Annotated in this window: 17 protein-coding genes, 1 tRNA gene and 4 pseudogenes; 9 read left to right on the top strand and 13 right to left on the bottom strand. The window is 57.9% G+C overall.

What is annotated here, in order from left to right; translation table 11 throughout:
- Positions 1–55 precede the first annotated feature (55 nt).
- Positions 56–727: a Bax inhibitor-1/YccA family protein gene (locus GGI48_RS26890; protein WP_011062013.1), complete on the bottom strand. Its 672-nt coding sequence runs from the start codon at positions 725–727 to the stop codon at positions 56–58.
- Positions 728–850: 123 nt separating this feature from the next.
- Here GGI48_RS26890 and GGI48_RS26885 point away from each other — a divergent pair.
- Together GGI48_RS26885 and GGI48_RS26880 are read left to right on the top strand one after the other, a co-directional pair.
- Positions 851–938: transfer RNA gene (locus GGI48_RS26885), tRNA-Ser, on the top strand.
- A 514-nt stretch (positions 939–1,452) separates the two neighbouring features.
- Positions 1,453–2,145 (top strand): hypothetical protein, encoded by a 693-nt coding sequence (locus GGI48_RS26880; RefSeq protein ID WP_179600869.1) that lies wholly within the window; start codon positions 1,453–1,455, stop codon positions 2,143–2,145.
- 343 nt (positions 2,146–2,488) lie between these two features.
- Here the strand turns inward: GGI48_RS26880 and GGI48_RS26875 are convergent, their stop codons facing one another.
- From GGI48_RS26875 to GGI48_RS26865, 3 genes and pseudogenes are all read right to left on the bottom strand, one after another.
- Positions 2,489–3,370, bottom strand: a complete 882-nt coding sequence (locus GGI48_RS26875) for a P-loop ATPase, Sll1717 family (protein ID WP_179600867.1) — start codon at positions 3,368–3,370, stop codon at positions 2,489–2,491.
- Between the two features lie 2 nt (positions 3,371–3,372).
- On the bottom strand, positions 3,373–4,158 hold the full coding sequence (locus GGI48_RS26870) for a P-loop ATPase, Sll1717 family (RefSeq protein ID WP_179600865.1): 786 nt from the start codon (positions 4,156–4,158) through the stop codon (positions 3,373–3,375).
- Positions 4,159–4,400: 242 nt separating this feature from the next.
- Positions 4,401–4,907, bottom strand: a pseudogene (locus tag GGI48_RS26865) (DUF4113 domain-containing protein); the annotation flags it as partial.
- A gap of 163 nt (positions 4,908–5,070) precedes the next feature.
- Between GGI48_RS26865 and GGI48_RS26860 the strand changes: the two are divergent.
- The 4 genes and pseudogenes from GGI48_RS26860 (at position 5,071) to GGI48_RS26845 (ending at position 6,967) form a co-directional block, all read left to right on the top strand.
- The gene (locus tag GGI48_RS26860) at positions 5,071–5,778 is read left to right on the top strand and encodes an SOS response-associated peptidase family protein (protein WP_179600863.1); all 708 of its coding nucleotides are present in this window, start codon (positions 5,071–5,073) and stop codon (positions 5,776–5,778) included.
- Between the two features lie 117 nt (positions 5,779–5,895).
- Positions 5,896–6,219, top strand: a complete 324-nt coding sequence (locus GGI48_RS26855; RefSeq protein ID WP_179600861.1) for a DUF2388 domain-containing protein — start codon at positions 5,896–5,898, stop codon at positions 6,217–6,219.
- Between the two features lie 103 nt (positions 6,220–6,322).
- Positions 6,323–6,508: pseudogene (locus tag GGI48_RS26850) on the top strand (SDR family oxidoreductase); the annotation flags it as partial.
- Between the two features lie 189 nt (positions 6,509–6,697).
- Complete coding sequence (locus GGI48_RS26845) at positions 6,698–6,967, top strand: hypothetical protein (RefSeq protein ID WP_016963335.1); 270 nt, start codon at positions 6,698–6,700, stop codon at positions 6,965–6,967.
- Positions 6,968–7,177: 210 nt separating this feature from the next.
- Here GGI48_RS26845 and GGI48_RS26840 read toward each other — a convergent pair whose 3' ends face one another.
- The 3 genes from GGI48_RS26840 to GGI48_RS26830 all read right to left on the bottom strand — a co-directional run bounded on the left by GGI48_RS26840 (position 7,178) and on the right by GGI48_RS26830 (position 9,532).
- Entirely contained in the window at positions 7,178–7,582 is a 405-nt protein-coding gene (locus tag GGI48_RS26840) for a hypothetical protein (protein ID WP_179600859.1), read from the bottom strand.
- Positions 7,583–7,625: 43 nt separating this feature from the next.
- Positions 7,626–8,462: a bifunctional allantoicase/(S)-ureidoglycine aminohydrolase gene (locus tag GGI48_RS26835; protein ID WP_047305085.1), complete on the bottom strand. Its 837-nt coding sequence runs from the start codon at positions 8,460–8,462 to the stop codon at positions 7,626–7,628.
- Between the two features lie 185 nt (positions 8,463–8,647).
- Complete coding sequence (locus tag GGI48_RS26830) at positions 8,648–9,532, bottom strand: LysR family transcriptional regulator (protein ID WP_179600857.1); 885 nt, start codon at positions 9,530–9,532, stop codon at positions 8,648–8,650.
- Positions 9,533–9,661: 129 nt separating this feature from the next.
- Here GGI48_RS26830 and pseH point away from each other — a divergent pair, with 129 nt between their 5' ends.
- Entirely contained in the window at positions 9,662–10,210 is a 549-nt protein-coding gene (pseH, locus tag GGI48_RS26825; RefSeq protein WP_179600855.1) for a UDP-4-amino-4,6-dideoxy-N-acetyl-beta-L-altrosamine N-acetyltransferase, read from the top strand.
- Between the two features lie 70 nt (positions 10,211–10,280).
- On the opposite strand, the pseudogene GGI48_RS26820 reads toward pseH, so the two are convergent.
- Positions 10,281–10,373, bottom strand: a pseudogene (locus GGI48_RS26820) (50S ribosomal protein L36); the annotation flags it as partial.
- A 76-nt stretch (positions 10,374–10,449) separates the two neighbouring features.
- Here GGI48_RS26820 and GGI48_RS26815 point away from each other — a divergent pair.
- Entirely contained in the window at positions 10,450–10,665 is a 216-nt protein-coding gene (locus GGI48_RS26815) for a hypothetical protein (RefSeq protein WP_016963330.1), read from the top strand.
- 66 nt (positions 10,666–10,731) lie between these two features.
- Here GGI48_RS26815 and GGI48_RS26810 read toward each other — a convergent pair whose 3' ends face one another.
- The 3 genes from GGI48_RS26810 to GGI48_RS26800 form a co-directional block, all read right to left on the bottom strand.
- The gene (locus GGI48_RS26810; protein ID WP_179600853.1) at positions 10,732–11,940 is read right to left on the bottom strand and encodes a TPM domain-containing protein; all 1,209 of its coding nucleotides are present in this window, start codon (positions 11,938–11,940) and stop codon (positions 10,732–10,734) included.
- A 154-nt stretch (positions 11,941–12,094) separates the two neighbouring features.
- A complete protein-coding gene (locus GGI48_RS26805; RefSeq protein ID WP_179600851.1) occupies positions 12,095–13,501 on the bottom strand; it encodes an aldehyde dehydrogenase family protein in 1,407 nt (468 codons plus the stop codon).
- A gap of 10 nt (positions 13,502–13,511) precedes the next feature.
- On the bottom strand, positions 13,512–14,555 hold the full coding sequence (locus GGI48_RS26800; protein WP_179600849.1) for a homoserine dehydrogenase: 1,044 nt from the start codon (positions 14,553–14,555) through the stop codon (positions 13,512–13,514).
- Positions 14,556–14,828: 273 nt separating this feature from the next.
- Between GGI48_RS26800 and GGI48_RS26795 the strand changes: the two are divergent.
- Positions 14,829–15,097 (top strand): annotated as a pseudogene (locus GGI48_RS26795) (hypothetical protein).
- A 532-nt stretch (positions 15,098–15,629) separates the two neighbouring features.
- Here GGI48_RS26795 and GGI48_RS26790 read toward each other — a convergent pair.
- Both GGI48_RS26790 and GGI48_RS26785 read right to left on the bottom strand, forming a co-directional pair.
- The gene (locus GGI48_RS26790) at positions 15,630–16,082 is read right to left on the bottom strand and encodes a hypothetical protein (RefSeq protein WP_179600847.1); all 453 of its coding nucleotides are present in this window, start codon (positions 16,080–16,082) and stop codon (positions 15,630–15,632) included.
- A gap of 3 nt (positions 16,083–16,085) precedes the next feature.
- On the bottom strand, positions 16,086–24,110 hold the full coding sequence (locus GGI48_RS26785) for a DUF637 domain-containing protein (RefSeq protein ID WP_260620541.1): 8,025 nt from the start codon (positions 24,108–24,110) through the stop codon (positions 16,086–16,088).
- Positions 24,111–24,210 lie beyond the last annotated feature (100 nt).

The raw sequence follows: 24,210 nt of genomic DNA, 5'->3' as shown, positions 1-24,210 counted from the left end.
CGGACAACAAAAAGCCCGCCGAAGCGGGCTTTTTCTATGGGTTCAACAACCGGGATCAGTCGTCGCGACCCATGATGCCGAACAGCTGCAGCAGGCTGACGAACAGGTTGTAGATCGATACATACAGGCTGATGGTGGCCATGATGTAGTTGCGTTCGCCGCCGTGGATGATGGCGCTGGTCTGGAACAGGATGCACACCGAGGAGAACAGCACGAAACCGGCGCTGATCGCCAACTGCAGACCGCTGATCTGGAAGAACAGGCTGGCCAGCACGGCGCCCATCAGGACAAAGAAACCGGCGGTGATGAAACCACCGAGGAAGCTCATGTCCTTGCGGGTGATCAGCACGTAGGCCGACAGACCGCCAAACACCAGGGCCGTCATGGCGAAGGCCGAGCTGACCACTTCAGCGCCGCCCTGCATGCCCAGGTAACGGTTGAGGATCGGGCCGAGCAAAAAGCCCATGAAACCAGTCAGGGCGAAAGCCGACACCAGGCCCCAGGCCGAGTCACGGAGTTTGTTGGTGAGGAAGAACAGACCGTAGAAGCCGATCAGCACCACGAAAATATTCGGGTAGCCGACACGCATCTGCTGCGCCACATAGGCCATGACACCGCTGAACGCGAGGGTCAGGGCCAGCAGGCCGTAAGTGTTGCGCAGGACGCGGCTAACCTCTAGCTGCTCGGCCTGCACGCCGTTGTTAACTGCGTAATCCTGTTCGCGCATGGCGACACTCCTGTTGGGGGAAACATTTAGTGGCAAGGATGATAACAGAGGCTCTGTAACTCGCGACGCAGAGAGTTTGACAGTGTGTTTCATTCGGGTATTATGGCGCCCGCAATGCGATCTGGAGGTGTGGCCGAGTGGTTTAAGGCAGCGGTCTTGAAAACCGCCGACTGTAACAGGTCCTAGAGTTCGAATCTCTACGCCTCCGCCAAATCTCAACGAGAAAGCCCTGATTTATCAGGGCTTTTTTGTGTCTGGCGTTCACGGGCGCTTACCGTCACCACCTGACCGTTTCCGCATCATTTCTTGAGTTTCCGCAACCACCCTCATACGGCAGCATGCCGACAGAACGCCAGAACCTATGGCCCGACCTGGGTGCTATCCTGTATTTTCCTAACCTCAAGATGGTCGATTCTTGCCACACACCATGGCCTGCAGTTACTGGACGGGAGTAATTGCTGCATCGCCCCGATAATGGATTGGACCTAGCCCTCCCCCTAGCCCCTAGCCCTGCGGGCTAGTTCGCTACCATCCCTCGGCGCTGTAGCAAATTCTAAGCAAGTTGAAAATACTGCCTGACAAAGGTACTACCAGTATTGCGTTTGTACTTATATTCGGAATGAGCCGGCGCCATGCCAGATGTTTTTTTGCTGTCCGATGTTCGCTCGTTTGTTTGCTGGATATAATGCAACCTTCTCACAACGCATATGGACATCATCAAACCCATGAAGCGCGTATCTGACCCAGCCTCTCTAACTAGAGAGCATTTTGATTCTGAGACCTTATTAGCACTCAGGGAAAGCTCTAGAGTCTACCAGAAGCTAGATCTGGCTTACCTAACAGCGGCCGGAACATTTGTCACAGCGCTAAATCTAAGTAACAACGCCATAATTGAATTAGGTGCAGGACTCACGTACGCGGGTTTCGCCGTCATTATCCTTCTTGCATTCGACACTCTCACTGAACAATTGATTTATAAAGACTGGATAGAAAGCAAGAAAATCTCGAACAAACGAACTAACATCAAATTAATTCAGAGTTGTTTATCAGCACAACCTTTGGGTCATTTCATATTTATCTCCATGTTGCTTACCTATCATTTGGGGCTAGCCAATGGAATCACAAATTTTCAGAAAACCATGTCGATTCGCGCATCCATACAAACTTCGACATCATTATTTTTCTACAAAAATTCTAGAGCTCCTCAATCGATTGAAGAGCTGATAGCTTTCGATTCCAAAGTAGGAGATTTATACGAAAAAATTGGTAGAGAGCCTATAAGCTTCAAAACTAACAAAGAAAAAAAATACGATATTATTTTTGCGGGCTCCGACAAATTACTAGGAACCACTGACGATATTAAAGCAGATGGGGATTTCCTGATTCAAAAAATTCTGGATGGGTTAAAAAAGGACTGAGTTTGTATAAGCCTTCGCCCCAGCGTCAGCCCCTCTAGGGGGCAGTTCACACCGAAGTTGCGGAATACTTCTCGAACTTAAAGCAATAGAAAACCCGTAGACGTTAATCTACGGGCTTTTCAAGAGTGGAGGTCGAGGCCAGAATCGAACCAGAGTAGGCGGATTTGCAATCCGGATAAAATTTCACTTTTTTCAATTAGTTAGTGAAAAATCCGTTCCACAAGTGCCATCTCATAGAAAGGCTGCGACCCACGCCCTGCGCGGATCGTGAATTTGATTGCGGAACTGATTTCGCAAGTACTCCGAGCGACCCGAAGTTGATAACTATCCCCTGAGGATATCCCTAACGGCTAGGTGCTTTCTCGCTACCCGGCCGCTGAGAACGTTTTTTATCTTTCCACTGTCGTTTTTTAGGCTTCCTGGGCTCCATAGGAGCCTCAGTGCGATTGAACCTCTTACCAATATCTAGCGCCTTAGCAATTCCGGGGTTAATCATCAGATCATCAACCGGCTTCACCTTCGGCGCTATATTATTGAGAGAGCGCTCCCGATATGACCAATGGTAGTAAGTGCCTGACTCATCGTCGGTTTCCTCCCTATAACCTATAACATTCACATCATAAAAAAACTGCAACAACGACTCTGCATCTCGCAAATACTGCCGATTATGAATAGACTCTCCACTTGCCCATCGAGAAAAGCTATTAAAGTATTTAGAGAACTCCGCAAAAGTAAACTTAGACTTACCATCAAGAAACTGAAAAAATTTTAAGTAACAGCCAAAATCTTCAGGAGTCATATAGAAGGCCGCATAATTGCGAACCTCCCCCAAAAGATAATCAGATGAATTATTAGTAAATCCTGGATCACTTAGTAATCGCGGGGAGAACTGGGTTTGACTACCCAGGCCTTTACTTAAATGTAACGCCCTAAGAATTTTTATAAACGTTAAAAAATCTCTAGGCTTTTGAAATGAGCCTCGCAGAAATTTTTTGAACACTTCAAGAGAGCCCGCATGATCCATAAAATAATTACACCATGCATCACTCGGAGATACTTGGGATCCGTTTTGGCTTGCTAAAAACTTACCAACCACCTCAAATAGTGCAGATGAGGATGCATTAGCCTCAGACGTGTGCCAAGTAAGAAAAACTGTATTATCTTGAATTCTAGAATTAGAATTATAAATATTTAAAGAATGAAAAACATCTGGACGTACCAGCAAAACTATTTTATACGCCCTTTGGAGTCACGAATACCATTGAAAAACTCCGTATTCAGTTGCCACGCAGCCTCACCAAGACCTCTGATGCAATCCATATACTCACGATAAGAAACCGAGGAAGGTCTAAAGTCAATACCATCAATAAAAACAATGTGATTATGGCTCAAAGAAAGCGAACCAATAGCCTCTTTTAGATTTGTCTCGTTTTCCAATAGATGATGCTTAATTTCTTCAGTTTTTGATGTCCATTCAAGCTTACCCGACGTAGAAACCTTCAAAGGCTCAACACCGAGTTCGCCATCAGCCGTTAAACTTTTTAATGATTCCAGGGCGCTATCTATTTCAGGATTCAGTGAGCTTTTATTCCATTTCCTTAGTGCCTCCTCCACCTCCTTAAACTTACCACTCAACAGCTGAAATATCCCTCTTGACTTATCAATTATAACCTGAGATGTAGCAGACAAAAGTATAGACCGCCAGATATTAGCATAATCACTGTAGTGAAGCTTCCCATTCTTCTTAAGAGCTATAAATCTTTTATATTGCGTATCTGTAAGAGTGATCGTTTTGCAATAGTTCTTATCATACTTATTATTTTCCAAATACGTAGCATATGCTGTTTTACCAGCACCTTTCTCTCCCATCAGATAATAAATAGATGGTGCAAGCAACCGATCTAATTCATCAGTTCGCAAGAACAACTTATTGAAAAATTCCTTTTCTATTCTACTCCGATAATTTACCGCATCGTTGAATGGGTCCCTTAGTTCATTAATTTTTTTCCACATTCTCTTTCCTTTTTACCTGACTTTCTCAGGTTTATTCTGGTTGTCCTCCAAGAAAAGTAGCACAGGGCCACCAAAGGGTATAGCTGTCAAGAAAGAAGGCCCATAGCGGAGAACATAAGAGCCCTGCAACCTCAAAACACAAGGGCTGTAGAGTTTCATTGGCAAAGTTGGAATTGGAACCGCTTAGCATTAAATGGCATTGATTGGCGTACAGATTGCCCCATTTTTGCCCCACGGTTTCCTCAGTTGCAGGACACCTTCCAAAGCTGATCAAGCTTCGTCGTGAAACTCTGGCTCATCATCTCCCGCCGCATACCCCAATCGGGATTGGTAGGGACGCTGGCAGCGCGGAGTGTGCCCCTCCACCAGCGACTGTTGATCTGGTCCAGGACCTTCATCACCTTGTCGGTTTCCGATGGTTGCGCCACGGCGAAGAGATCGCCGGTGTACTCGCCTGGCTGGCACAGATTCAACAACAGGACCTCGGCCTTACTGTATTTGAAACCCGGCCTGAAAACGCGGTCCAGCGCTTCCACAGCCATTTTCGTCATGAGCCTGACATCATTGGTTGGATACGGCAGTTCTACCAGGACACCGTTTGCATACTTGGCTTCCTCGGGGTTAAACATGCCCGTGCGAATGCTGACGCGGATTTTCTTACACAATGAGTTCTGAGCCCGTAGCTTTTCCGAGGCTCTCATCATGCAAGTGGCAACCGCCTCCCTGATAGGAGCCAACTCGGTTACTCGACGCGGCACCACCCGACTGCTTATATCGGGCCCCGTCGACCTCCTCAGTGCCATTGATGTTCAAGCCAAGGCGCCATGCCACAGCTCTGCAAAAGCGAGCGCGCTGATCAATAGAAGTCCCCAGGCGAAGCTATGCTTACGCTCCTAGCGTGAGGGCACAGCAATGTGCGGAAGACTCTCTCAGTATCGCGGTATCCACGACTTCGTCGCTGCCCTGGGCATGCCAGGGGCACTGGTCAACAGCATTGGCGACCAGCCCTTGGGGCACTACAACGCAGCACCGACGATGCAGCTTGCCCTCTTCCATGTTGTCGGCGAGGCGTTGCATGCCGACGCCGTGCGCTGGGGCTGGCGGCCGCACTGGGCGGATGATCGCGCAGCCCCGATCAATGCCCGGGTCGAAAAAGTGGCCCACGGCCCGTTCTTCCGCCAGATCTGGCCGCACCGGGCCATATGCCCAATCGACAACTGGTTCGAGTGGGTGGACGAAGGCGGCCCGAAGAAGCAGCCCTACCTGATCCGGCACTGCGACGGCTCTCCTATCCTCTGCGCCTCGATCGGACAGCTTCCGGCCCCGGACCACGGCGAGCACGACGGCTTTGTGATCATCACTGCCGACGCCCAAGGTGGCATGGTCGATATTCACAACCGCCGGCCGGTAGTCCTGGCGCCGGACCTGGCCCGAGAATGGCTCGACTCTGGCACGCCCAAGGAGCGTGCAGAACAGATGGCCTTGCTCCAGGGTGAGCCTGTCGGCGCCTTCGAGTGGTTCAGAGTCAGCGCGGCCATTGGCAACGTCAGGAACCACGGGCCACAGCTGATAAAGCCCTCAACCAAGCCCGCCGACGGCGATGCGCTGAACAACGGCTGATCATTGACAGGCCTCCCCCTCGAACCCGGCCCAGCACCGGAATGCTTCTATCTCTACAGCGACCTACCTTGGTATCGTTGCGCCACTATTCGGCAGACAGCAAGGAAGCGGTGAGGAATGCATAAATGGAAAACTCTAGTGTTCGTCATCCTGGCATTGACCGGCGTTCAAGCCGCGGCGGAAAACAAGGGTACCTATCAAAACTCGATGATGATGATAACGCTGGCTCCAACCTTGCTTCTTTCAGGAACAACCGGACTATCTGAGCTGGCGGTGAAGCAATTCCAGCCTGCCAAGGCTGATGCACTGGCATTCGTAGGCTCAAATGGCGAGATTCGCGGCGCTCAATTCGAGCAAGCCGTTCGCTACTACCACTCGGCCTATGGCCAGCCGTACATGACCGACGAACAACTGGCCCTGGCAATCGCTACTACGCTCTGAAGTCTGTTCTGCTGGCATCACGTGCAGCGGCACAGGACTTCATCAACGTCATGCCTGAAATAAAATCAGCCTCCCCCACAGCACTTTCCTCAAGTTCCAACGGGCGGTCAGCAAAGCCGCGCTTAATCACATGACCCGCTTGCTCGCGTTATCGCTGGGGCCGGACATTCGCGTAAACGCTGTGGCGCCAGGCCTGGTCGACACGCCCATGACCGCAGAGTGGACCGATGCCCAGGAGTTGCGGCGAACTCGCGCCCCTATGCGCAGGGCCGCCAGCCCAGACAACGTTCCTGATCTACACTCCCCCGGGCCGGCAGTAGGCTCGTATCGGTGTTTTCCCAAGCACCCGGATTCACAGTAAATAGGAGTAGGGATGCTCGGAAAACCATTCAGGAAATGGATTCCGGAAACCATTCAATAGACGGGGCGAAATCCGAAAAGCCAGACGAGTAGGAATTTAAATATGGAGATTTAATTCATGACTGCTCAAGAACATCTTGTTGGTGGATGGACCGCTTACCACAAACTGACCCCAAAGGATCAGGAAGTCTTCAAAGAGGCCTTGGCCGGGTTCGTAGGTGTTAACTACACGCCCGAACTGGTGTCGACCCAGGTAGTCAATGGCACCAACTATCGCTACCAGACGAAAGCGACGCTACCGGGCTCGTCCAGCAGCTGGCAGGCGATAGTTGAAATCTACGCGCCAATTAACGGTAAGCCGCACATCACTCAGATTCACCGCATCTAAGTAAGCTACAAGCCCTTCGGGTCCGCAGCAGTTGCGAGACCCGAAGACTATCCGCAGCGCCCTCTTCCAAACCTTGTCCTCGCGGCCTTCGCCACTGCGCGAGTGCGCTTCCCGCCCCCCTCCAGTCATCGACGCTCCGCCACGCCCGCAGACCTCCACGGGTAACGCGGTCAATGCCGAGCTGCGCCTGCTATCCGTTGCGCCGGCTCATCAGGAACCTTTTCCCGGAACAGGGATCAGTGCTGCACAGGTTCCTATCCCCCCTACAGCGGGCACCAGCATGATCTTGAGAAAATCGATTCTATACACGGCCTTGGTAATGGCAGGCTTCCTCGCCGGGTACAGCGCGAAACCCAGCAATGGGCTCCAGGTCACCGCGGGGCAACTCATCAGCTGCGGCAAGAGCACCATGCCGACCATCGAGATGTGATGGCGCTGCAACCAGGCTCGCTCTTGCATTGCTGCCGGCTTCAAAAAGCCCGCAACGATCCTGGACGTGAAGGGGATCGAGCAAGGGAACGATGTGGCCTGTTGCAGCGCTGAATATTCCCGGCGGGCGCAGCCCGCAGAAAAAAGAAAACCGGCGAATGGTCGCCGGTTCCCGTGGTTGGCCATCCAGCCATGCAGAGGCCTTGAGCGCCCCTGCCCTGCTGTTGGATCAATGCGGTGCGTTGAGGGTCAGGCGCATCTGGCGGTTCACATCCTTGTACAGCAGGTAGCGGAAGCGACCCGGGCCACCCGAGTAGCAGGCCTGCGGGCAGAACGCGCGCAGCCACATGAAGTCGCCGGCCTCGACCTCGACCCAGTCCTGGTTCAGGCGATACACCGCCTTGCCTTCCAGAACATAGAGGCCGTGCTCCATGACGTGGGTTTCGGCGAACGGAATCACGCCGCCCGGCTCGAAGTTGACGATGTTGACGTGCATGTCATGGCGCATGTCGCTCATGTCGACAAAGCGCGTGGTGCTCCAGCGACCTTCGGTGTCCGGCATCACCCGCGGCTCGATGTCCTGCTCGTTGGTGACGAACGCATCCGGGTACGGCACGCCGTCGACTTTCTGGTAGTGCTTGCGGATCCAGTGGAAACGCGCCTCGGTGCCGCTGGTGTTGCGCAGCTTCCAGTCGGCCGCCGGCGGGATAAAGGCATAGCCACCGGGCTTGAGGACATGCTCCTGGCCCTGCAGGGTCAGGTTGACTTCGCCTTCGACGACGAACAGCACCGCTTCGGCGTTGGGATCCTGCTCGGGCTTGTCGCTGCCGCCATTGGCGCCCACTTCAACGATGTACTGGGAAAAGGTTTCGGCAAAACCCGACAGCGGGCGGGCAATCACCCACATGCGCATGTTGTCCCAGTGCGGCAGGTGGCTGGTGACGATGTCACGCATCACGCCCTTGGGGATCACGGCATAGGCTTCGGTGAACATGGCACGGTCGGTGAGCATTTCGGTCTGCGCCGGGTGCCCGCCGTGGGGTGCGTAATAAGTGGTTTTGGACATCGAGACTCTCCTCATTGTTGTTTTGCTGCCCCGTGCAGCAGCGCCGCCGGGGTGAACAAAGCTGCGGGTCGACGCGCCACGGGGCGACGCGGACCACTGCTGGGCACCACGATATCCAGCGCCGCCTTCATGCACAAATTAAATACCGGAATCCGGCATATTCATTTATCAAATACCAAACAGGCTCAGCTCCGAGTGTCCTGAGCCAGCACCCGCGACAATACCCGGGCCAGCTCCTTGACCATGGGATCCGCCGCCGGACGGTGCAGCAACGCCACCTCGAACACATCCACCGACGGCAGCCCGGTGCTGCGGGCCAGAACCTGATGCCCCGCCGTCACCGCGCGCATCGGCAGCAGGCCGATGCCCATGCCATCGGCAATCGCCGACTGCAGGCCGCTGAGGCTGGAACTGGTGAAACTGATGTGCCAGCGCCGGCCGATGGATTCCAGGGCATTGATCATTTCATCGCGGTACACCCCCCGCGGTGGAAAGGTGACGATGGGCAGCGGATCGAGGTCGATGCAGGGGTTGTTCGCGCTGTCCACCCAGCAGGTCTTCTCCGGCCAGCAGCCCAGGGCCTCGCGGCTGTTGCGCAGTTGCTTGAGCACCACCAGGTCCAGTTCGCCGCGGTCATAGCTGGCGCTCAGGTCGCGACTCAGGCCGCTGGTGACTTCCAGCTTGACCTGGGGATAGCGGCGGTTGAAGGCGGCCAACTGCTCAGTGGTGCGCCCGGCGGCAAAGTCATCCGGCACCCCGATGCGCACCGTCAGCGCCACCGTGGCGCCGGACAGCGCCTCCAGCATCTCGTCATTCAGCGCCAGCAAGCGCCGGGCATACCCCAACAGCGTGGCGCCGGCATCGGTGGGCAGCACGTCGCGATTGCCGCGCTCCAGCAGGCGGTGCCCGGCCATTTCCTCCAGGCGGCGGATCTTCTGGCTGACGGTGGACTGGGTCGAATGCAGGCGACTGGCGGCCGTGGTGAAACTGCCGCAATCGGCCACCGTGACAATGGCCCGCAGCAAGTCGAGGTCGAACAGGCGGCTATTGGGTTTCTCGATGTTGCTCATGCAGGTATCTGTTTTCTGAATGCGAGGGCTCTTTCTACCGGTTCTTGTCCCGAGAGACAAATCCATGCGACAGCAGTGGATATGCCATCATGCGCCAGCACCGCTCACCCATCCGAGAAGGACATCAGGATGCAGTTCATCCCCCTGGTCGATGCCGACCCCGCCACCCAGGCCCATGTACGCACGCTGCGCAATCAGAAAGAGGTGCGCCAGTACATGTACACCTCCCACGAAATCAGCGAGCAGGAACACCAGCGCTGGCTGGAGTCCCTGCGGGGCAATCCGGCCCAGGCGGTATTTGTGGTCATGGAGCAAGGCCGGGCCCTGGGCATCGTCTCACTCAATGCCATCAATGCCCGCCAGAAAACCGCCGACTGGGCGTTCTACCTGGACGCCGAGGAGCAAGGCAAAGGCCTGGGCAGCCGGATCGAGTTCTGGATGCTGGACTACGCCTTCAATGAAGTCGGCGTTGAAAAGCTCAACTGCGAGGTGCTGGTCAGTAACCCTGCCGTCATCAACATGCACTTGAAATTCGGTTTCCAACAGGAGGGGCTGCGGCGCCAGAACATCCTCAAGGATGGCCAGCGCATCGACGTGGTCCTGCTGGGCATCACCAAGGCGGAGTGGCAGAGCAAACGCCCCACGCTCGAACCCCTGATCGCCCGCCTGGGCCGATAGGCCACCAGGGCGCCTGGCGGTACTTGCAGCGTATCGGGGCGTCCTGTGCAGGACAGCAGCCGGCGCTGGATCAACCCTTGTTGCGGTTTTTCGCCCCGCCCCGGCGCGCCTTGAAGCGTGGGTTGAACTTGCAGACCACCTGGATCGGCCCGCGAGCGGCGATCTAGAGCATAGGCTCTAAAGATCAGTGCAAAGCGGTCGTTATCTTTTATTCACCCCCCACTCAAGGATGCAGTGACATGGAAATAAACAACCGTCCCCTCCCCCCACTGACCGCCGGCGGCTCCCAGCCTGGCATCAAGCTGCCTGACTCGGGCAAGGTGCTGACCCCACCGCCCCTGACGGCGGAACAAAAAGACGCGCTGGAAAAACTCAGGGACAAGGCCAAGGAACAGCCTCAGCCACCGGTCACGGTCACGGCGCCAAAAACCTCGTTGATCGACGAAGTGGTCTGATCCACGAACCCGGACGGACACGGCAGTGCCCGGGTCCGTCCGCCACGGCAAAGGCAAACAGGCGCATCACCAACTGCCCGACGCCCCACCGCCACCACTGGAACCGCCGCCTCCGGAGAACCCGCCTCCCGAGCTCGAACTGCCACCACTGCCACCGCCGCTGGACCAACGAAAACTGCCGACGCTGGCAAACAGCATGAAACCGAGGAAGTAGGCGAACGGCAACACCGTCAGCCACTGCCGGGCCGTGCTCCAGGCATCGACACCCCAGGCCATTAGCAGGATCAGCACCAGCAGCGTCACAAATCGCCAGGCAAAGCCCTTGGGGCTCATGCGCCAACGGTTGCGCATCATGCGGTAGAGCAGCCAATGCCCTCCCAGCACCAGCAGCATGCCGACCGGCCAGGCCAACCCGTAAAGGAAGGTCGCAGGGCCCAGATACCGGCTGACCAGGGTCAGCAGCGCGATATACAGCAACAGCCCCAGCACCCCATAGAACACCCGGCGCGCCTGCCACAATCCGGCGAAGGTCGCGCCGCCCACCAGCATGCACAGCGGCACCAGGAACAATTGCACCAGCCACTCGCGACCGCCCACCACGCCCACCAGCAACGCCACCAGCAGCACCAGAGCGGCCAGGACCCGGCGCCACTTCCAGCCCGCGGCCAGCATCACCCCGGCCACCGAGCCGATAATGAACGCCAGCAGCAAGGCATAGGCTTCGAGCGGTACGCTCAAGGGCGCCGGCTCCGGCAGCTCGCCGCCGTCCACCAGCACGATCAGGTCATCCAGGGCCTGTTCGATGCCCCCGGCAAAATCCCCCTGGCGAAACGCAGGAGTCAGGTCCCGGGCAATGATCTGCCCGGCCAGCAGGTCGGTGACCACCGGTTCCAGGCCATAACCCACCTCGATGCGCACCTGGCGATCGTTCTTCGCCACCAGCAGCAGGATGCCGTCATCGACCCCCTTGCGCCCCAGCTTCCAGGCGCGAAACAGCTGGTTGCTCAGGGCCTCGATACTTTGCTGGCCGAGGCTGGGCACCAGCATCACCGCGATCTGCGCACCGCGGCGCTGTTCCAGGGCTGCGAGTTTCTCGGTCATTCGCTGCTGCTGCGCCGCGTCCAGCGTGCCGCTCAGATCGATGATCCGCCGGTCCAGGTCGATCCTCGCCACCCCCGGCGGCGCCGGCTCGGCGAACCCCGGCGTCGGCAGCAGCAGTCCGAGAAACAGCGCCAGCCACAGGCCGCGCCCTTGTTGCCACAACAGTTTGATCATTCGTGCTTCCCGCATCCTTCATCCTGAGTGGGCGGACTCTACCACCGCCGCTGTCCGGGTCGATTCGCTCCGCTGGCGCCCAGACAAAAAAACACCGGGCAGGTGACCAAACCTGCCCGGTGCCCGACGACCTGTCGTGTTGCTGCATTCGGCCTCAGCTCAGGCGGTTGAGGCACACCACCTTGGGCTGGGTCATTTCCTCATAGGCGAACCGCACCCCTTCGCGGCCCAGGCTGCCGTACTTGAAGCCGCCAAACGGCATGGCATCGAAACGGTAGTCGGACGAATCGTTGATCATCACCCCACCCGCCTCGATCCGCCGTGCAGCGTCCATGGCGGTGCGCAGATCGTTGGTGAAGATCCCCGCATGCAGGCTGTATTCGGGCTGGTTGGCCAGGGCGATGGCCTGATCCAGATCGTCGAACGGCTGCAAGACCACCACGGGCGCAAAGACCTCGTCCTGCCACAGCCGACTGCCATGGTCGACATCCTCCAGCACCGTGGCGGCGTAGCAGGAACCCCGGCGCTGATGCCCACAGAGCAGCCGCGCGCCCTGCTGCAGCGCTTCATCCACGACCTTCTGCGCGTTCTGCGCCGCCTGCAGGCTGATCATCGGCCCGATATCCGTGCTGTCGGCCAACGGATCGCCACTGACCTGCTCCCGGGCCAGGCGCACAAAGGCCTCGCGAAACGCCTCATAGATCGAGGCCTGGACCAGCAGGCGCTGGGTGCCGATGCAGTTCTGCCCCGCCGCCCAGAACGCCCCGGACACGCAGCTTTCCACCGTCGCCGCCAGGTCGCAGTCGGCCATGACGATCACCGGCGCGTTGCCCCCCAGGTCCATGGCCAGCTTCTTCAGGCCGGCACTGCGGGCGATCTGCTCGCCGGTGACAAAGCCGCCGGTGAAGGAAATCATCCGCACTTCGCGGGCCGCCACCAGGGCCTTGCCCAGCTCCGCGCCGCCGGTGGCCAGGGTCACCACCGAAGCCGGCAGCCCGGCATCGCGCAAGTAGTCCACCAGCTTGATCGCCGACAGCGGCGCCAGCTCCGACGGTTTGAGAATCACCCCGTTGCCCCCGGCGATGGCCGGACCCAGCTTGTGCGCCACCAGGTTCAGCGGATCGTTGTAGGGGGTGATCGCCAGGATCAACCCCAAAGGCTCGCGGGAGAACCAGCCCTGGCGGTTTTCCGAGCCTTCATAGGCATCGAATGGCAGCACCTCGCCGGCATTGCGCTTGGCCTCCTCGGCCGACAGCTTGAGGGTGTTGATGCAACGCTTGACCTCCTTCTGCGCCTGTTTCAGGGTCTTGCCCGCTTCATCGACGATCAGCCGGGCGAAGTGCTCGGCATCGCGCTCGATATTCAAGGCCGCCCGCTCCAGAATCCGTGCCCGCTGATAACGCGGCAACGCCGCGCAGTCGCTGACGCCCTGGCGGGCTTGCTGCAACAGGTAGGGCACGGCACCGACCTCAAGGCGTGGCACGGTCCCGATCAGCCGACCATCGAAGGGGCTGCAGACGTCAATCGAATCGGCGACCGGCGCCAGACGTGACAGGCTCATGGGCAGGCTCCTAGCGGCGTGTGCGCGACTGGTGGATGTGGATGATGTCCGAGAGCAAGGCAAAGGCCGTCTCGATGCGCCCGGCGCCCGGCCCGGACACCGTCACCGCGCCCAGCAGTTCAGTGTTGAACGACACCGCGTTGATCGCCCCGGAAATACCCGCCAACGGATGGGCCAAGGGCAACAACCGCGGCTCGACACTGGCCTGCAGCGAGCCATCGGCCAGACGCTGGGCCGAACCGATCAGCTTCCAGCGCGCGCCCTCGGCCCGGGCCTGCTCCAGGTCCGCCGCCGTCAGGCCGGAGATGCCCCGACAACTGACGTCGCTGACGGTCAGCTGTGCACCGAGCAGCTCATTGGCCAGGATCACCACCTTCAAGCGCACGTCAAAACCTTCGACATCCGCCGTCGGATCGGCCTCGGCATAGCCCAGGGCCTGGGCCTCGGCCACCGCCTCGGCAAAGCCCAGGCCGGCTTCCATGCGGGTCAGCACAAAGTTGGAGGTGCCATTGAGAATGCCCTCGAAGCCCAGCAGCTCGCTGCCCGCCAGGGATTGCTGGGCCATGCGGATCACCGGGGTGCCGCTCATCACCGCGCCTTCGTACTCGAACGCCGCCTGATTGCGCTGGGCCAGGGCCTTGAGCTCGGCACCGTGCAGGGCAATCGGCCCCTTGTTGGTAGTCACCACGTGCTTGCCCTGCTCCAGGGCCCAGCGGCAGAAAGTGCTGGCCGGCTCGCCGTCCACCGGATTGGTGAAAGTGGCCTCGGCAATGATGTCGGCGCCGGAGTCCTTGATCACCTGCTCGTTGAGCGCCTCCACCTGGCCGCCGGGCAGTTGCGCCAGGGCGCCCTTGGTTGCCGGCAGCTTGCTCAGCAGACCGGCATCCAGCCCCTGGGGAGCGACGATGGAACCAAGGAACAGATCGCTGACACCGACGATTTTCAAACTGAAACCCAGCTGTTTTTTCCAGGCCTGATTGCGCTCGGCAATCAATTGCGCCAGGGCCCGATTGACCCCGCCGAAGCCCACCAGGGCAATGTTGTATTCAGTCATTTTTGTTGTGTTCCATCCGGGTTGAAAAGCTGATGGACACAAGGTTAGGGGCCGGGGCCGGGCAGTGAAATATGCCGTTTTGCTGTATTTGCTGAGCATTTTGCTCAAGCCTGGAGCCAGGTGAGTGGGCATAGAAATATGGAGGGTTGCGCAGGGACGCCTTCGGGAGTGCCAGGTCCTGTATCCCTGGTCCGCCAACCTTGTGCAATCCGTCACCTTTACGCTGCTTGACGGCAGAAGGTGATGGCTGTGATTGGTATAGGAGCAAGATCCATGACTACTCGGAATCGATACATGCCGATTACCGGCCACAACGGCAACATTCCCTCGCTTCTGATCGATACCCAAGCCTGCACGATGCAGCGGCGTATCGCATACGTGCTGTGACTCAACCGCTGGAGAACTTCGCGGTTTTTGATGACGCGCCCAAAGGTGCAATGGTGCTGCAGGAGCTGGCGCTGGTGTGCAGCACTTTGCTGCACGATGGGTGTGATTTGATGGATGTCACGACGAAGCGGATGCAGGAGCAGGTGCTCCAGTAAGCAAAAAGGGCAGCTTAATCAGGCTGTGTGAAAATGCAGACTGTTGAAAATCACATTTTTCCTCTCGCGATTGATCGGATACCTATAGCTCAAAAACTGACCTACTCTCTTGGTAAGAGTGCTCAATGATGCTTCCTTGACGCAGATAACGGCCAACAACATCCATTTCTACCTCGGGTTTGGATAATCTAAACATCGACCTTGAGCCTATGTATTTTTCAAAACTCTCTAATATCTCAAATTTCCTATCCCTCGCCAGCTCATCAAACTTCAGGAAAATCAAGTTGAGAACGCTTTCCAGATCAAAACAATTCATAAAAAAGCCACAAAACCCAGCCCACTCTTATCCCGTTAGCCACTTAATATTCTTGATACAAAGATAGTCGCTCAGTCTCATCTAAAGCCATTACACCATCTTGTAATCGAAACCCAAAGATCGATAGCTGCAGCAAATAATAGCTCGACCATCTTTTCTGAATAAACACCCCCTCACCACCAACAACGATCTATAAATCGCCCTTAAAAGCCATACTCAAACCTTAGAAACAGCCAGCATATAAGCATCTTGAGCCGAGTACCTCCCCTCTAAACTCACAGCCATTAACGCTTCAATAAATTCATCCGGCGGCTTATATCCATGCACTTCTATATAGTGAACTATCATCGTAGGGGAGGCAAAATACCCATCAGCACAAGTATACGGCACCCAAATCTCAGAGCTACCAATATACATACTTTTACCACCTACAGAGACCTCAATATTTCGCTCACCGCATAAATTACATGGGTGAACACCTCGTATCCTATTTACATGAGCATCAAATACAGTAGAGCCAGCTATCAGCCGACACAGCTTATCAACAACCACCTTTGGAACATCACCTCGTTCAAAATAATGCCTTGAATCTATCCAGCCGACATTCTTTACATTGGGTAGCTCACCACGTAAATAGTAGGAATAATCACTCAAATCCTCAAAATACATAAATCACCTCACGAATTCTGTACATGCGGCCCATTGTACACACCCTGAGTACGACTTTAGCAACTCAGAAAGCGATGTGCGCTGTTCCACAGTTGATGAGTTTTTCAAAATCACCAGATTTGTAGGCGCACTAAGAGAGTAATTAAGAACTTTAGTACCGGGCAGCCAAGTTGCCATACCTTCAATATCGTTAGCAATGCGAGGGTTTTTTAACCCTGCTGCAAACAATCCCTCCCAATCACCACGCTCGATAAATTGCCCAGTTGCGTCTGTGATACGAATGTCTTCTCGGGGCAAAGTTATAGCTGTTCCTTCAGGGACAATAGTTTCCCCGACTCCATATCTGTACTGACCATGACCAGCATATGCGGTACCAGTTCCTCCCTCAAGAAGCCCACCAGCATAGTCGTGTCCCGCAGCGCTCCCGAGAGACCTCTCCTTCCCAAGTAGGTTACCCGTGACTTTCAGGCCTGCCGCTTCCCCTCCAACAATTACACTTCGACCAAATAATGCACCCAACAGCTTCCCTAACCAAGTAGCCGGTACGGGAGCTAAACTTCCCATAGTGGTTACATCGCTAACAGCCTTGCGATTTAATGCATCATTCCAGCGAATAGTCTCTAGATCGGACGTATCAGCATTTCCGCCTAGGGATACACATGAAGCATCTCCACATGAAAAAAAACGGGGAGTAAAAGCTTCGTCTCCTACCATAACAGGTAAACGATAGCCACCTTCAGCATCTAATACATGCCCAGAAAGCCGATCACGCCTCTCATCACTAATACTAGGAGATTTGCTCCAATCTGTATTTGGACTCGAAGGAAAACTCGCCCAATTGTATGCGTTTGTTTGCTCATTTATATAAGCAACGATATTCAGATCAAGTTTGGCAAAATCCTGAAAATACTGACCATTCCCCAATGGCAACCACTTACCCGACTCATCATACCGTCCTTCCTTAGTCGAAACAGTATCGGTTCCAGGGCCGATATCAGTACCATTTACACTAGACAGGCGCAGTTGATCTTCTATCTGTTCAGCTGAATACTTACCGCCACTCCGAGCCGCCAAACGCTTCGCTAACTCTTTTTCATCTGGATGTAGTTGGCGGTTATATGCGGTGGCATTTTTAGCTATCCATCCTCCTTTTTCTATAGATTTTGCATCTGCGTCCTTCTGGCTAGCAGCAGCCAAAACTCCTACAATTTGCGAGCTCATACCCAATAGTACTTTGTCATCTTGGACAAGAAGATTGAGATGTTCGATCAGGGCCTCATTGGCCCCAGCTGCTAATGCCCCGGTCTTGAAGTCACCACCAGTCGCTTGCGAGAGCAGTCCTCCCACCATCGCGTGTATAGCGATTTTCGGCAGGGTGCCATCATCGATTCCCCATTTTTTGGTGTAGTCCCCGACGGCGTTAAAACTCGCCGCTGCCAAAGTGTTGAACAAGGCACTTTTCAGAGCATCACTTGCACTTCCTCCCTGCCCCAACGCCTTGCTCAGCAACATCGAGGTGCCACCTTGCAAGGTCTGGTTGGCCGCGAACTTGCCAACACCCGCCCAAGTGTTTAATTGCAGATCAACTTTGCCGGTCAATACATTGGTTTTACCTCCAACCCACTTGTCGAAGTAACCAGTAGTCAAGCCAGCCGTCACACCTGAAATCACATACCCCTTCATTGCATCCGAAGAGGTCACATCCTTGAATACGGCACCCAGGTTGCCGCCGTTATTGATAAAACTGACGGTCGCGTTGGTATATGTCCCCGACGCAATTGCCCCCACTACAGCTCCCGTAGTACCACCACCCGCCAGCCCGGCAGCCATAGGCCCAACCACCGCCGCCATCACAATCGCAATAATGATCTGCGAAGCCGGTCCCAGCCCGGAGTTGCTGTACTTGTAGGAGTCATGAATCTCCTTCACCAGCCGCCAATCAACATCGCCGCGTTTCTCGGCCTCCTTGAGCCACGCCAGTTGCGGGTCGGCCTTGACCATCGCGTCGATGCTCTGGCTGACGGTTTGCTGGTTGACCTGCCTCACATCGATCTTCAGGCCATCAACGGCTTTGATCACGATGTTGCCGGCCGCCACCATCTGGCTCTGGCGCAAGGTTTCGTCGGTATTGCCTTTGCCTTTGGAGGACACCCAGAAGGAGTTGTTATTGGTCTTCTCGTGGCTCTCCTGGTGCAGGTCCTTCACCCCTTCAAAGGTGATGGCACCACCGCTATCCAGGGTGATGTCCTTGCCGCTTTGCAACTTGGCGACCTGATACCTCTGGTCACCGTCGCTCTTGAGCGTCAGGTTGCCACCGGCGCTGATTTCGCTGCCGATATGTGTGGTGCGGGTGACTTCGTCACGCTGGGTCTTGAGGTTGCCAAAGCCCCCCTTCTTCTTCATGTCATACAGCGAGTGCTCACTGTCCTGCTCCGCCAGCAGGTTCAACTGACCACCGGCCACCAGATAGGCTTCATCCCCGGCTTTGACCCGGCTGGAAATCAGGGTCATGTCCTGGCCAGCCTTGAGCGTCACGTCCCCGCCCGCCGTCACCGTGGTGGCTTGTTGGTGGACGCGATCTTCTTCGCTCTTGGTGGTACCGGTCTTGCTGGCCCAGTGTTGTTCATTGGCGGCCGAGGCCAGGGTCAGGTGGTCCTTGGCCGTCATCGAGACGTCGCCCTTGGCGTCGATCTGGCTGGCGACGGCGGTGACGTTGCCTCCGGCCTCAATACTCAGGTTCCCACCGCTCTCCAGGGTGGCGCCGTGCTGGGTTTTGCTCTGGTCGAGGTTGCCGATGCCGCGGTCGTTGCTGACCACTTGTTCGACGGCGTTGAGGCTGACGTTGCGACCGGCCTTGATGCGGGTGTCGCCACCGCTGTGCAGGACGCTGCCGTTGCTGTCGAAGTCCCGTTCGGCATCGATGCTCAGGCTGTTGCTGGCTTCGATGCGGGCGGCGCTGTCGAGGAAGTCGCGGCGCTGCTCGCGGACGTAGTCTTCGCTGCTGCTCTGGTGGGTGGTCAGGGTGCGGTCGTTGATCACGTCGCCCTGGGTGGTGGTCAGGGTTACGTCACGCCCGGCGATGATGCCGCCGGCGCGGTTGACCAGATGGTTGCCCGCCAGCAGGTCCTGGCGATTGCCCGCCTCCACCAGCCCACTATTGACCAGGTTCTCCCCCGCCACCGCTGACAGGTCATTGGCTGCGCGCAGGGTGCCGACGTTGTTCAAGTCCTTGCCGGCAATCAGGTTCACATCCTTGCCGGCGATCAGGGCGCCGTTGGGCGCCAGGCGGTTGTTAGCCTGGGCCAGGTACAGCACCGGCACCAGCACCTGTTCGCCGTTCACTTCATGGCTTTCCAGCCAGACGATGTCGTGGGTCAGGGCGGCGACTTGTTCGGAGGTCAGGGTTACGCCCACCGCCAGGTCAAGCTGCTGCTTGCTCTGGATGGCGTTGTCCATCAGGTGCTTGAAGAGCTTTTCGTTGCTGTCCTGGCCGTCGATAAAGCGCTGTCCGGTGCGGGCCACCATGGCTTGCTGGATGAGTTTCTGTTCATAAAAACCGTCCCCCAGGCGTTTGGCGCTTTCATCGGGGCTGTAGCCGAGGTTGGACAGCAGGTAGTCCGAGCTCATGAACTGCTTGAGGTTGGTCAGCGCCGGGTTGGTTTCGATCAGGTACTTGTGCGGCCGGGACAGGCTCGCGGCGTCCGGCAGGCCGGCGATCTGCGCGGGCGTCGGCGCCTGGGCCAAGGTGCTGCCCTGGCCGCTGAGGCGGAACAGGCCGTTGCCGCTGGTGGGCAGGGTGAAGCCCGGCAGTACCAGGGGGTTGACCTGTTGCTGGGCCAGTTCCGGGGGCAGTTGCGGGTTGATCCGGATCGGCGTCGAATAGCCGTTGCCAACGCCGGTGTCGGTCAGGGTCTTGCCGGCGCCAACGTACTCGTAGAAGGAGCGGATCACGCTGTTGTCGAGGGTCTTGTCAGCCTTGAGGTTGACCTTGCCGCCAGCCTGGATGGTAGCGGCGAAGGATTGGTCACCGTCCACCACTTTGCTGCTGGAAGACAGCATTACCCCGGTCCAGGCGATAAAGGCGCTGAGGTCGGAGGCAAAGCTAGCAGACGGAGTCGGGTTGTTGCGGGCGTTGAACGCGGCGGCTAGGGCTGCGGCGTTGCCGGTTTCGTTGACGAAGCTCCAGTAGCGCCGCAGGGTGGTGATTTCCTGGGGTTGTAGGCCCTGGTTGCGGACAGTCTCAGCCTTGACGTTGATGTCGCCGGCCGCGGTGATCAGGCTGCTGGTGTTGGTCAGGGTCTGGGTGTCGATCTGCAGGTCGGCGCCGCTGTTGAGGCTGGCGGCGGCGCTGCTGTTGGTCACCCGCAGGCGGTCGGTCTCGGCCACTTCCCACAGGCCGTTGATGCGGCCACCGCCGCGGTCGTCGCAGCCGGCGCCGGGAATCAGGGTGCAGGACAGGCGAGTGATACTGGCCGCGCTCTTCTCATGCTCGGTGTACTCCAGCACGTCCATGACGTTGTTGACGGTGCTGGCGGCGATGCTCAGCTTGCCGAGGCTTTCGATATCCCCGGAACGGTTGTCCAGCAGGTCGGCGCGGGTTTGCTGGTCGTCCTTGGCGATCAGCGCGGTGCCCAGGCTGTACACCTGGGCGTAGCGGTTGCTGAAGCTCGTAGTCAGCAGCTGCATATTGCCGCCGCTGGAGATCAGGCCGTGGTCGTTGACCAGGGTGGCGGCGGTGAGGTTCAGGTCTTCGCCGCTGCCCAGGGTGCCAAGGTTGTGGATGCTGGCGGCGTTCAACAGCAGTTTCTGGGTGGCGGTGATGCGCCCGGCGCTGTTCAGCGCGCCATCGATCTTCAGGGTGCTGTTGGCGCCGCCGGCGATGCTGGCGCTGTCCGCCAGGTCCAGTTGCGCGGCGTGCAGGTCCAGTTGACCAATGCTGCTCAGGCGCCCCTTGCCGCTGTAGTTGCCGCTCAGGTCGAGGTTAAGCGCGGCGTCGCTGCCGATCAGGCCGTCGTTGTTCCAGTGGGTGCCGCTGCCAGTCAGGCCGTTGCCCGTCAGGAGCTGGCCATCGGCGGTCTGGGTCAGGTGGTCGACCTTGACCAGCAACTGGTCGGCCTGGATTGCACTGCTGTTGGTCCAGCGCTCGGCCTCCAGGGTCAGTTGCCCGGCGGTCTTCAGGCGGCCGCCGACGTCTTCGAGGTTGGCCATGGAGATGCCGAACACCCCGCTGCCGTTATGCAGCAGGCTGCCGCCGCGGTTGTTGAAGCCGCCGGCGTGGAAGGCCAGGTCGTGGTTGGCGGTTTCCAGAACGCCGTCGCGATTGTCGAAGGTGCCGCCGATATCGAAGCGGGTTTTGCTCGCCAGGCCCAGGGCCCGCAGTTGCCCGCGCTGGTTGTCCAGGCTGGCGGCGGCGGTGCTCAGGGTGCTGCGGCTTTCGATCAGGCCCTGGCGATTGTCCAGGGCACCAGAGAGCTCCAGCTCGATCTGCCGGGCGCTGATCTGGCCGGCGCTGTTGTCCAGGTCCTTGGCGCTGATATGTAGCGCCTGCTGGGCGAAGAACGCGCCGTCGCGGTTGTCGAGGCGGCCACCGGCAGCGGTTTCCAGGGTGGCGCCGCCGTTGAGGGCGGACACCTTGCCGGCCCTGTTGTCGAGGTGGCCGGCCTTGAGCGTCAGGTCGCCCTGCTGGGCAATGATCTGCCCGCCCTGGTTGCCGGCAGCGGCGGCAACCTCAAGGCCCAGGGTGGTCTTGGCCTGCAGCTGGCCCTTGGCGTTATCCAAGTGATCGGCATTGAGTTGCAGGTCGGCTTCGCGGCTGAGGATCTCGCCGCCATCGCTGTTCTGCACCTCGCCACTGGCGCTGATCAACACTGAATCATTGGCCGCGACCCGACCCTTCTGCCGGTTGTCCAAGTGTTCGGTGAACAGCCGCAGCCACTGCTGGCTGGAGAGTTCGCCGCCCAGGTTCTCAACCGTCGTGCTGCGTTTGAGCAGCAAGGAGCCAGTGGCAGACAGCGTGCCCTGATTGTTGATCAAGTGCCCCAGCAGGTCGAGGGTGACGCCCTGCTTGCCGCTGAAGGTGCCGTGGCTGTTGTCCAGGTCACTGCCGATGAATTCCAGGTCGCCGGTGGCGTTGACTGTGCCGCCCTGGTTGCCCAGGGCCATGGCCTGCAGGGTCAGGGTGGCGGCGCTGTCGATGGAGCCGTCCTGACTGTTGTCCAGCCGCTCGCTGAGTTTGAGGCTCTGTGCACCCGCGCTGGAGATCACGCCCTTGAGGCTGTTGTCGAGGCTCGCGGCCTTGACGTCCAAGGCCTGCTGGCTGACCAGTCCACCGCCCTGGCTGTTGTTCAAGGCGTTGCTGAGGGTGATGTCGATACCGCCCTTGAGACTGGAGACGGTGCCTTTGTTGCTGTTGTTCAGGCCGGTGCCCTTGAGGGTCAAGCCCTGCCAGCCCGACAGCAGCCCGCCCTGATTGTCCAGTTCCGCAGTACCGGTAATCTCCAGGGTCTGTTGCGCCAGCACCACGCCGGTGAGGTTGTCCATGCCGGCCAGCACCAGCGTGCTGCTGCCCTGGCTCGACAGCTCGCCGCCGCTGTTGCCCAAGTGGCCCAGGGTGGCATTGAGGGACTGCTGGCTCTTGATCAGGCCGCCCTGGCCGTTGCGCACCTGATCGGCATTGAGTTGCAGGCGCTCCGCGCTCAGCAGCTTGCCCTGATGGCTGTTATCCAGAGTGGCGGCGCTGACCGTTACTTGGCGCTGCCCACTCAGGGTGCCGCCCTGGTTGTTCAGGGTCTGCTTGGTCGTGACCGTCAGATCACGGCTGGCCACCACGCTCCTGCCGCTGTTGTTCAGGCTCTGCGCCGTCAGGGTGACATCGCCGTTCGGGTTGCGGCTGTTATCGAGGTTGACCCCGGCTTCGATGATGCCGTGGTTGTTCAGTTGCCCGCCGCTGCCCAGATTGATGCTGTTGGCCGCCGCCAGGGTGCTGTGGTTGTTCAGGTCGTCTTGAGTTTGCACCTTGAGATCGCTGCCGGCGTAGACCGCGCCCTGAGCATCGAGGCTTTGCGCCTTGATCGCCACCGCGCCCTTCTCGGCAGTGACGTCGGCCATGCGCAACTGGCCATTGGCATCCAGCTGGATATCGCCACCACTGGCGATCAGCTTGCCGTCGAGCTTCACCCCGACCCCAGCCTCAGTGCCCACCAGCTTGATCGCCCCGGCGTACATGCCGCCCAGGGCACTGCTGTCGATCGCCAGTTGCGGCGCATCCGCCGGGTTGGCGGTGCGTGTCGTGGCGTTCAAGGTCTTGGCGTCGACATCGTTGGCCCCGGCGATCACGGCCAGGTGCTTGGCCTGAATCTCGGCGTTGATCTTGGCGCTGCGGGTGATGATTTCGAACCGGTCGATATTGCTCGCGTTGAGCCCTGCGCCTTCGATGGCGACGCTGCCCTGGTCCACCTGGTAACGCTGGATCTGGCCATTCTCGATCACCGGTTTGCCGGTGGTCAGGGTGGCCTTTGGGGTGTTGATAAAGCCGCAGCCGTTGCAGGTCACGCCATAGGGGTTGGCGACGATCACATGGGCCGATTGCCCGGCCACTTCGGTGTAACCCTTGAGCTGGCTGGGGCTGCCGCCATTGACCTCGTTGAGGATCACATTGGCCGCGCGACCACCCAGGTTGGGGTTGCCGAGGATGATCCCGCCGAGTTGGGTTTCCTGGGTGCGGTTGGTGGCGTTATTGAGGATCACGCCCTGCTGGCCGACGTTGTAGTCGCTGAACTGGTTGTGGGACAGCCCACTGCTATTGGGGGTTGCGATGTTGACGATGGGCACGCCATTGCCGGCCTGGCCGAGATTCGTGCCGCTGCCGTTGACCACGATTCCATCGGCCATTGCCACCAGCGGCTGCCAGAACATCACGTTGGCCAGGATGAACGCCAGTCCGCGCTTTGGCAGCCCCCAGAAGGAGTCGCGCGACTGCAGGGCAGCCGAAGGTTGACGAACCAGAAAGGCAAACTGACGAACGTCCATGTCAAATATCTCAGGCAAAAAGCGGAATTAAAGAAACAGGTCCAAACGCAAATAGATCGGTGCTTCCCGTTCACTCAAGGCATCTGGCCGTTCGAGGAAA

It is taken from the genome of Pseudomonas protegens (assembly GCF_013407925.2).
GTDB lineage: Bacteria > Pseudomonadota > Gammaproteobacteria > Pseudomonadales > Pseudomonadaceae > Aquipseudomonas > Aquipseudomonas fluorescens_AP.
The sequence above is the reverse complement of the archived record's forward strand: the minus strand, read 5'-3'. Positions and strand labels throughout refer to the sequence as shown.